This window comes from Paracoccus angustae (assembly GCF_042648745.1).
Taxonomy (GTDB): Bacteria; Pseudomonadota; Alphaproteobacteria; order Rhodobacterales; family Rhodobacteraceae; genus Paracoccus; species Paracoccus angustae.
In genome coordinates this window covers 1-9063 of sequence record NZ_JBHRXY010000064.1, presented here as the reverse complement: position 1 = coordinate 9063, position 9063 = coordinate 1, and the positions used below count along the sequence as shown (strand labels likewise).

The window sequence follows — 9063 nt, the reverse complement described above, 5'->3', positions numbered from 1 at the left end:
ATCAGCGCCTCATAGCTGCCAAGTTGGACCGGCGTCACCGAGACAGTCGGCAATCGCGCCGGATCCGGCGCGAACGTTGCACGCAGGACAGCTGGGTCCGGCAGATCGCCACGACGGAGCAGGCTGTCCAGTTCGGCGGCCAGTTCGCCCTCGCAGCCGCGGTCATGCGCCAGGGCCAGCAGTTCGACGGTGACCTTGCAGGCCTGCCGTTCCGGCAGCGTCGCACAGAGTGCCTGGAAGGCGCGGCGATATTCCGGTCGAGGGAAGAGCTTGTCGCGATAAACCAGGTTGAGCAACGCCATCGGCTTCTTGCGCAAGGAATGGATAACATGGTGGTAGTTCACTACCTGGTCATGCTTGCCATTGGCCTGCGCGCGTCCCCGCGGCAGGGTCAGCAGATGCGTTCCGCCGATAAAGACCTCCAGCCGGTCATCGAACAGGCGCACCCGCAGCCGATGCCCGATCAGACGGGAGGGCACGGTGTAGAAGACCTTGCGCAAGGTGAAGCCGCCAGTGCCGGAGACGCTGACGATCACCTCCTCGAAATCGGTGCTGCGGTGGGCCGGAAGGTCCTGCAGATGGGGTCGTTCGGCCGCGATCCCCTTGTTGCGGGCGGCGTTCCGGCGCCCGATGATCTCGTCGATGAAGGCGCGGTAGCTGCCGAGGTCATCGAAGTCAGAACTGCCGCGCATCAGCAAGGCATCCCTGATCGCCCCCTTGAGATGGCCGTGGGCGCTTTCGATCGACCCATTCTCATGGGCGACACCCTTGTTGTTCCGCGTAGGCACCATGCGGTAGTGGGCGCAAAGAGCTTCGTATCGCGTTGTCAGGTCAGTCCGGGCCTCGGCGTCAAGATTGCGAAAGGCAGCCGAGAGGCTGTCGGTGCGATGGGATGCCGGAGCACCGCCTGCCGTCCACAAGGCGTTCTGAAGCCCTTCGGCCAAGGCCACAAAGCTCTCGCCGCCGAGAATGACATGGCCATGCTCGAACCCCGACCACGGCAGGCGGAAATGATAAAGCAGATGAACAAGCTGTTCGCCCGCGACAGTGACCCCGAGCGCGCCCATGTCGGTGAAATCCGATAGGCCGAGCCGACCCGGTTCGTGGGCCTGCCGGAAGATCACCTCCTGATCTTCCCCATGCAGGGCCCGCCAAGCCCGGATCCTGCGCTCCAGCGTCCGGCGGATACCCGGCTGCAACTCGGGATGACGGCGCAGCATCTCCTCGAAAATGGCGACAGACCGTAGCCCGGGTGCAGCCTGCAGCAGCGGCACCACCTCGGCATCAAAGATTTGTTCAAGAGGATCGGGGCGACGGCGGCCACGGGGCGCGCCTTTCTGCGAGGGCAGACGCGTATTCTGCGCGATCCGGTATCCGGTCGCCCGGCTCAGCCCCGCCTTTGCGGCGGCGGTCTCAATCGAATGGTCCTGTCTCAGCTTCATGAAAAGCCTCGTCTGATGATCGGTTACATGGCGCCCCGGCACAAAGGTGGTTCTCCAGTCCTGAAAACCACCAGCGTAGCGTGGCGACCGCGATCACAGACCCAGGAAATTTGGGCGCAACGGCGTGTGCATGCCTGCGGTCGGGCTATGCCCTCCCTGCGCCATGCACACGCCGTCCCGTCTCATCCTCATTGACGCTGAATCTCATCCTGTTTGTCGCGCAGCAGCCGCTGCTTGCGCGACTTGCCGGCCTCCGTCTTCAGCCAGCCGGCCAGCTTCTCGGCAAAAGGATCAAGCTTGCTTGGCCGATCCGGGGTGGCAAAGGACGGCTCGATCGTTCCTGAGTTCAGATACTTCTTGATCGTATTGCGCGACAGGCCGGTGCGACGCGCGATCTCGCGGATTGGCAACTTCTCCCGCAGCCGCAGCTTCCGGATCACGTTCAAAAGTCCCATGTGGATCACTCCGTAAACCCCCTCCGCTCTTCGCGTCGGGGAAGGGTCACATGGGTCAAATCTCAATGGAAATTATGGGCCTGCCTGGGTCACTTCTGGGTGGAAATCAACACCGCAGAGGCTCAAAGTGCCATCGCCCGGGGCGTGATTGCAGGGTTTCTGTTCATTATCTTGTCAATCCTGATGGCGGCCTATGTGCTGATTGTCGGCTTTTCCAAGATCATGATCGCCTTCCTGCTGGGCGTCGCGCCATTGGCGATGATCGCTACCTTGTTCGAGCGCACCAAGTCCCTTTTCGAGGCCTGGCTGACCTCATTCGTGGGCTATCTGATGTATCCGATTGCCGCAGCCGCTGTGATTGGCGCAGTTGTCTCGATGGCCGAGGCTCAATTCAGACCTCAAACTGAAGTCGAAGACTTCTCGATGACCCTCGGCTTTCTGTGCGTCGCCTTTGTCGGCATCTTTGCCTTGCTGGCCATCCCCACGGCGGCAGCCAACATCACCGGCAACTTCAATCTCGCAAACTTCGCTCCCGAGGCGGTGCGGCTGGTGGGGCGGCCACTGCTGCTTCCCGCAACTGCGACCGGGGCCGGGATACGCAGGGGAGGAGAGGCGCTCAAGGCCCGTGGGGAGGCCCTTCTATCCGGGGTCCTCACGGGCAAGACCCCGATGCTGGCCGCCCGTGCCCGGGACCGGGCATGGGCCGAGAAGGGTGCCGATCTGCGTGCCAAGCTACGCGGCATCAACATCATGCAGGGCAAGGGTGACAGCGGCGCATGAGGCGCCCGAGTTCTGGAGAAGGCCATGAAAGACGGCGAGGCTGACAGCAGGACAATCCTGGAAACCGAACTGATCTTTGGGGTCCGTCGGCGCGAGCGGCTGGCCTGGGGCGTGGCCATCGGCGGGGTGTTGGTGGGCCTTGGCGGGGTCGCTGTCGCAGGGCTGACACTGCCCTTGAAGGAAACACAGGCTTTCGTAACCATCGTGGACAAGGACACCGGTCTGGCCGAGCGCGCGGTCCGGATTGAGGCAGCCGGTGTCGAGCAAGGCGTGGCTGTCGAGCAGTCGCTCCTCTACAACTACGTCAAGAACCGCGAGACCTATGACGAGGCCGATAACGAAGCCCGTATCCTGCGGGTCTACCGCATGTCCGCGACCCGCGTGCAGGCGGCCCTGAAGGCACAATGGGACAAGACGAACCCGAACTATCCGCCGCTGATCTATGGCGCGAGCGGTAAAGTCGTCGTGGATGTGCTGTCGATCACACCGGTTGCCGAGAACACCGCCCAAGTCCGCTTTACCAAGCGCCTCGAGAAGCCCGGCGAACCGGACCGGATCGGCAAGTTCTATGCCACGGTCCGCTATGCCTTCGAGCCCACGACCGCGAGCGCGGTGGAACTCGTCTGGGAGAACCCCTTCGGCTTCACCGTCACCGATTACCGCGTCACAGCTGAAAGCTTTGAGGCTCAGGATATGGGGGGGCGGCCATGATCCGCTCCGTTACGATCATCGCGCTGCTCGCAATGTCCCTGCCTGTCTCAGCATATGCGGAGGCGCGCCCCCGCGCGGGCGGAAATGACAGCCGCCTGACCTATGCCACCTTTCAGGAGGGGCAGGTTTATACCATCAACACCCGGGTCCGGAACGTCACTCTGGTCGAGCTTGGGGATGGCGAGACGATCCGCTCGATTGCCATCGGCGACAGCGAGGCCTTTCAGGTTGAGAAGCTTGAAGGCTCCAACGTCTTTACCGTCAAGCCGGTCCTCGAGAGCGTCAGCACCAACCTGACCGTCGAGACCAACCGGCGCTTCTACTTCATCCATGCCGTGGAGTCCTCGCGGGCCACGCCCAACTGGTCGGTGAAGTTCACCGTGCCGGGCAGCGGCGGGTCTCGTTCCCGCGGGGCGGCCGAGGCAGCGGCAATCCCGGCGGAGGTGCCGATGACCTACCGCGTGCTGAGCCGCAGGGGCGCAGCGGAATTTGTGCCAGTCGGGATCTCGGATGATGGAAAGCGGACTCTATTCCAGATCCCGGCCGGCGCGCCGATCCCGTCGGTCTTCCGGGCCGATGCGAAAGGCCGGGAGTACAGCGTCAACACCAGCGTAAACGGTACCGTCATCACCGTGGGCGCGCGCTCGGAACGCTGGGTGCTGCGCTATGGCGACGCCTATGTCTGCGTGGAGGGCACAAAGCCTGGTGCCGGGCAGAGGACGCGTTGATGGCGGAAGCCGATCCCCTGCAGGAACGACTGCGCCGGATGCAGCCACCGGCCGCCAGGCCGCCCCTGTGGCGGCGCCTAGCGCTGCCTGCCGGGATGCTGGCGGCCGGACTTGCCGGAGGCGCCTATGTGGCGACGGTAATCCCGTCGGGAGACCCGGCTCCATCTCCCTTGCCGACCTCGGATGTTCGCGAGTTCCAGGACGACACCGGGCTTGACGGCTTCACGCTGACCGAAAACGAGCCGAACCCCGCGCCAGCCCCGCCGGACACGCGCACCGCCGTGCGCACGGTCGCCGATCCGCAGGCCCAGGCTGAGGCTGCAGCAGCACGTGCGGCCCTAAAGCAGGCCAGAGCCGACCTCGCGGCAGCCAGGGCAGAGCTTGCCGCGGCGCGGGCCAACCCGAGGACGTCATCCGAGGAGCTTGATGCCCTGCGCGCGGAGCTGGACCAGCTCAAGGGTGACATGGCCGGCAAGGACCAGGCGTTCGATGAGCTGAACCGCGAAAACCTGCGCCTGCAATCCGATTTGGACCTGGCTGCCGAACTGGCCAACCAGACGCAGGTGCAGACCGATCTGGAAGCGCAGCGCCTGGCAGAGCTGGAGCGGCGCCGGGCCGAGCTTGAGGCCCGCCGTGCCGAGGAAGAAGCGCTGCTGCAAGCTCGGACCCAGTCAAGCATGGTTGCCTATCGTGCTGGCGGCGGCGGGACAGGGGAAGACATCGGGGCGGATGGCATTGACGAGCGGTCTGATGCCGCCGAACGGTTCCGACGTGCGGGCCGGTCCGAGGCCGTACAGGCGGAGGTCATCTCCGAGCCTTCGCGCACCGTGGTCCAGGGTACACTGATCGAGGCGACACTCGCCAATGCCATCTCCAGCCAGCTCGAAGGCAATGTTGCGGCAACCGTCAGCTATGATGTCTGGTCGATGGACATGGCCAATGTCCTGATCCCGCGGGGCGCACGGCTTTTTGGCCGCTACAGCTCGTCCATCGAGAAGGGCCAGCGGCGGATCATGGTGGCCTGGGACCGGGTGGTGACGCCGGACGGGCAGTCGGTCGATCTTGCCGCCTACGGAACAGACCGCGTGGGGCGGGCGGGCGTGACGGGTCGGGTCAATACCCGCACCCTGGCGCGCTTCTCGGCGGCGGCCGCGGTGTCGATCATCGGCGCCGCCCCCGCGGTGCTCGCGGCCGCCGTTGAGGAGGGCAGCGACGATGGATTCGCGAGCGACACCGACGAGAACATCGGCAGCAACGCCAGCAATGCGATCGGCGGGGTGATCGGGGACTACATCGACATTCCGGCGACGATCAGCGTGGATCAGGGCGCCGTGGTCATGGTCATGGTGAACGCCGATCTGGAAATGCTCCCATGACAGACGTGGGCCACTTGGAAACCCGGCTTGGCATCCTGCAGCCCTTGATCGGCGACGAGGCCACCATCGAGATCGCCATCAACGCCGACGGCCGGGTCTGGGTCGAGCGCGCAGGCGACAGTCATATGTCCCTGGCCGGAATCATCCTCCCGCCAGTCGAGGTCAGGGATCTGGCGGGTCTGATCGCCAACAAGCAGCGTCTGACGCTGACCGACAGCCAGCCCGCGATCTCGACCACCATCGAGGTTGCCGGAGCCGCCCTGCGCTGCCAAGCCATCATCCCGCCTGCCTCCGCGGGCGGCTCGGTGATCTCGATCCGGGTGTTCCGCCGCAGAGGGGGAGGCACGGCGCCCCGTCACTTCCCGTTTTTGCGCGACCAGACCGTGTCGCTCGAGGCGGAACGGCTCCAACAGCTGCGCGCCATCTGCGAACTGGCAACCACAGGCGACGATCCTGACCTGTTTCTGCGAGCCTGCGTTCAATCCCGCATGAACCTCGTGATCTCCGGGGGCACTTCCTCCGGCAAAACCGAGCTGGCGCGGCGCCTCCTGTGGATGGTGGAAGACGAGCATCGCCTGGCCCTGATCGAGGATGCGACAGAACTGCTTCCAGCCCAGGAGAATACAATCAGCCTGATCGCCGATCGCACGGAGGCCTCCCCGCGCTCGGCGGGCAGGCTCCTGGAGATGACCCTGCGCCTGCGCCCCGACCGGATCATCCTGGGCGAACTCCGTGGGACCGAGGCGGTCACCTTCCTCGAGGCCATCAACACCGGTCATGAGGGCAGCTTTACGACCATCCACGCCACAAGCGCGCGAAAGGCGGTCAACAGGCTCGCCTTCCTGGTCATGCGCGCGGGCATGCCGCTGACGCTGTCGGAGATCCGTGACTACGTTCTCCAGTCCGTCGATGTCGTCGTGCAGACCGGCCGGATCGGCACCGGGCGGGGCATCCTGGAGACGTGGTTTCCGGGGCTCGACGGGGAGAGCGCCTGACATATCCCCCAAAGCGGCAACTGGAGAGCGGAGAGGATAAAAAGGGATGGATAAGGTTTGCGACACGGGACCGCACGGTTGACATCCCCGGCGCAAATCGCCATCTTCATTTCAACAACACCCCCCAGGCGACCGGCCGAAAGGCCGAGCTCAATACCGGGGGGTTACTTATATCCGGACGTCGTCTTCTTGGAATTCGGAAAGCTCCCCACTTTTACAGGTGATCAGGTTGCGCTTCTTCGGCAGCGTGGCATGCTGGTAAGAAATACCTCCGAGGCGGAGACGTGGCTTGAGACCGTCGGCTACTATCGACTGAGCGCCTATTGGCTGCCGTTCGAGTTGCCTCCCCCTCCTGGTCAGACCCGCAGCAAGCGCTTCGCCGAGGGAACATCCTTCGACCAGGTCATTGAGCGCTACGTCTTCGACCGCAAGCTGCGGCTCCTGCTCCTGGAGGCGATCGAACGCGTCGAGATCCATGTGCGCTCACGGTGGACCTATCATCTGGCCCATGCGCACGGTGCGCATGCCCATCTCCGTGCCTCCGCTTTCCGGGGCGCCAGGGTGCATACCGAGCTTCTCGCAAAGCTGGCCCGTTCGGCGGAAAAGTCAGACGAAACCTTTATCGCCCACTACCGCACCAAGTACACGGACCCCTACCTGCCGCCGCTCTGGGCAGTCACCGAACTGATGACGTTCGGGGAACTGTCCCGATGGGTGCAGATCACCAGGGACCTTCCCATCAAGGCCGCCGTGACGCGCGATCTGGGCCTCCCGACTGTGGAGATCACGGACGGCGTCCTGCAGGCCCTGTCCTATGTCCGCAACATCTGTGCGCACCACTCCAGATTGTGGAACAAGCGGCTGGTCAAGCGCGTCCCGCGGGTCAAGCGGTGGGGCCGGGACATGGTGCTCGACACCTCGACCGGCCAGGCACAACCGGACAACAGGCTCTACAACGTCATGGTCGCCCTGCTTCACCTCCTGGACAGCCAGCGGACGGACAGCACCTGGCGGGCGCGCCTGATCGACCTTCTGGGAACAGTGTCGGCCCTAGAACTGCACGCCATGGGATTTCCCGAAGATTGGCAGGAACGAAGTGTCTGGGGCGGCCCGTAACACCTATATCGACACCGTCGGATTGGCCTGCTCCTGGCAACCCCTCGCCTTGCTCCGCAACCTACTGTCAAAACGGTCCATCTTGTCTGAAGCCTCATTCAGATCGGCTTCATCGAGCACAGCATCCTCGGCTTTATGAGCCTCTGCAACGTCTTGCGCCAGGGGAGGCTCCGTCTCGGACCTCTCCGCGCCATCTCTCCTGGGTTCGGCATCGGAATAGGGGATGCGGTCCTCCTTCAGCGCCATCACCTCGGATCGCAGGGCGTCCAGTTCGGCCCGGATCGGATCGGGATAAGGGAGCGGTCCCTTCTGCGCGTCGATGATGGTCTTGAACCAGGCGTCCTGCCAGTAGACGATCCGGTCCACCAGGATCGGGTTCTGCCTCTCGGGGATCAGGAGGATCTTGTCGGGATCGAGCCTGCGGACCTCGTCGGGGGTCATCAGCGGGCGTTCCTCGTTGCGCCGCGAGACCGACCGCTTCAGCAACCCCTGCCCGTCTTGCGAATAGCTGTCGCTGAGCGACAGCCGGGTGGTCTTGCCGAGCGCCTCGGACACCTCGCCGGCGGTCTTCTTCTCGTTGGGTGCAATGTAGAGCTTCATGCCGGCAGCAGACTCGATCGAGAGCCGTTCGTTCTCGGAATAGATTGTTTCCAGACCGGGTACCGACTGGGTGATGATCGACACGCGCACGCCGTGACCGGCCAGTTGCTTCAGCGACTGGACGATGATCGGCATCGGGCCAAGCTGGTCGAACTCGTCAAGGATGATCTGTACAGGCCAGGGCTCCGTTGTCGGATCGGGGACGGGCATGGGCCAACGGAGACCCGTCCGGCGATGATTGCCGCTGTCACCGACCTTTCTGGCCGCCAGACCGGCGCGCATCGCACCTGGCTTGCCGCCGATGGGTTGGACAAGGCCCCGATCGCCACGCCGCGCCGGGCCATGGGGGAGCTTCTCGGCCACGGCGTCCGCTTCGGAGTAGCCGATGATGTGCTGGCCGTGGGCGAGGGCATCGAGACTGTGCTGTCGCCGCGCCAGGTACTTCCCGGCATGCCGATGCTGGCTGCGCTCTCGGCCGCCCATCTTGCCGCCGTGCTCTTCCCTCCCACGTTGCGCCGCCTTTATGTCCTGTGCGACCGTGACCCCGCCGGCAACAGAGCGCGCGACAGCCTTCTGGCCCGAGCGGCCAGCCTCGGCATCGAGGCGATTGCCCTTGTGCCCGTGGAGGGCGACTTCAACGACGACTTGCGGCACTTCGGGCTGCAAGCCTTGCAGGCGGCGCTGAAGGACGCGCTGCATCCCGACGATCGACGCCGTTTCCTGCCGGGGTGAGGGCAGGCCCGGAGAGACAGCGGTGCCAGTCTTTGCCTCTTGGCCGGGTCGCTCCCTGTCCCGGTCACCTCTCCTTCACGCGCGGAGATCCGCGTTCCAGGCCTTCGAGGAGGGCAATCGGCGCACAG

The 9063-nt window shown here is 64.5% G+C and carries 9 protein-coding genes and 1 pseudogene; 7 read left to right on the top strand and 3 right to left on the bottom strand.

From position 1 onward, the window contains the following. Positions 1-1484, bottom strand: a 1484-nt coding sequence (gene istA / locus ACFOM8_RS21945) for an IS21 family transposase (protein WP_449301517.1), incomplete at its 3' end; no start/stop codon positions are given. 185 nt (positions 1485-1669) lie between these two features. Continuing rightward, positions 1670-1897: pseudogene (locus tag ACFOM8_RS21940) on the bottom strand (helix-turn-helix domain-containing protein); the annotation flags it as partial. Positions 1898-1996: 99 nt separating this feature from the next. Between ACFOM8_RS21940 and ACFOM8_RS21935 the strand changes: the two are divergent. The 6 genes from ACFOM8_RS21935 (at position 1997) to ACFOM8_RS21910 (ending at position 7603) form a co-directional block, all read left to right on the top strand. Continuing rightward, the gene (locus ACFOM8_RS21935) at positions 1997-2677 is read left to right on the top strand and encodes a type IV secretion system protein (RefSeq protein WP_377764510.1); all 681 of its coding nucleotides are present in this window, start codon (positions 1997-1999) and stop codon (positions 2675-2677) included. 24 nt (positions 2678-2701) lie between these two features. Then, positions 2702-3388 carry a virB8 family protein gene (locus ACFOM8_RS21930; RefSeq protein WP_377764509.1) on the top strand — a complete coding sequence of 229 codons (687 nt, stop codon included), beginning with the start codon at positions 2702-2704 and terminating at the stop codon, positions 3386-3388. Further along, entirely contained in the window at positions 3385-4116 is a 732-nt protein-coding gene (locus tag ACFOM8_RS21925) for a TrbG/VirB9 family P-type conjugative transfer protein (RefSeq protein ID WP_377764508.1), read from the top strand. The genes ACFOM8_RS21930 and ACFOM8_RS21925 overlap by 4 nt, the downstream gene beginning before the upstream one ends. Continuing rightward, positions 4116-5492: a TrbI/VirB10 family protein gene (locus ACFOM8_RS21920; protein WP_377764507.1), complete on the top strand. Its 1377-nt coding sequence runs from the start codon at positions 4116-4118 to the stop codon at positions 5490-5492. The genes ACFOM8_RS21925 and ACFOM8_RS21920 overlap by 1 nt, the downstream gene beginning before the upstream one ends. Next, positions 5489-6487, top strand: coding sequence for an ATPase, T2SS/T4P/T4SS family (locus tag ACFOM8_RS21915; RefSeq protein ID WP_377764506.1), 999 nt, complete (start codon positions 5489-5491; stop codon positions 6485-6487). Before ACFOM8_RS21920 ends, ACFOM8_RS21915 begins: the two co-directional genes overlap by 4 nt. 189 nt (positions 6488-6676) lie before the next feature. Continuing rightward, on the top strand, positions 6677-7603 hold the full coding sequence (locus ACFOM8_RS21910) for an Abi family protein (RefSeq protein ID WP_377764505.1): 927 nt from the start codon (positions 6677-6679) through the stop codon (positions 7601-7603). 3 nt (positions 7604-7606) lie between these two features. On the opposite strand, the gene ACFOM8_RS21905 is transcribed toward ACFOM8_RS21910, so the two are convergent. After that, positions 7607-8413 carry a type IV secretory system conjugative DNA transfer family protein gene (locus tag ACFOM8_RS21905; RefSeq protein WP_377764504.1) on the bottom strand — a complete coding sequence of 269 codons (807 nt, stop codon included), beginning with the start codon at positions 8411-8413 and terminating at the stop codon, positions 7607-7609. 24 nt (positions 8414-8437) lie between these two features. Between ACFOM8_RS21905 and ACFOM8_RS21900 the strand changes: the two genes are divergently transcribed. Beyond that, positions 8438-8935 (top strand): toprim domain-containing protein, encoded by a 498-nt coding sequence (locus tag ACFOM8_RS21900; protein WP_449301516.1) that lies wholly within the window; start codon positions 8438-8440, stop codon positions 8933-8935. The last annotated feature ends 128 nt before the right edge of the window (positions 8936-9063 follow it).

Excerpts from the sequence above, each read along its gene's own strand:
- ACFOM8_RS21915 (WP_377764506.1), top strand. The coding sequence starts at position 5,489 with ATGACAGACGTGGGCCACTTGGAAACCCGGCTTGGCATCCTGCAGCCC.
- ACFOM8_RS21930 (WP_377764509.1), top strand. The coding sequence starts at position 2,702 with ATGAAAGACGGCGAGGCTGACAGCAGGACAATCCTGGAAACCGAACTG.
- ACFOM8_RS21900 (WP_449301516.1), top strand. The coding sequence starts at position 8,438 with ATGATTGCCGCTGTCACCGACCTTTCTGGCCGCCAGACCGGCGCGCAT.
- ACFOM8_RS21925 (WP_377764508.1), top strand. The coding sequence starts at position 3,385 with ATGATCCGCTCCGTTACGATCATCGCGCTGCTCGCAATGTCCCTGCCT.
- ACFOM8_RS21920 (WP_377764507.1), top strand. The coding sequence starts at position 4,116 with ATGGCGGAAGCCGATCCCCTGCAGGAACGACTGCGCCGGATGCAGCCA.
- ACFOM8_RS21905 (WP_377764504.1), bottom strand. The coding sequence starts at position 8,413 with ATGCCCGTCCCCGATCCGACAACGGAGCCCTGGCCTGTACAGATCATC.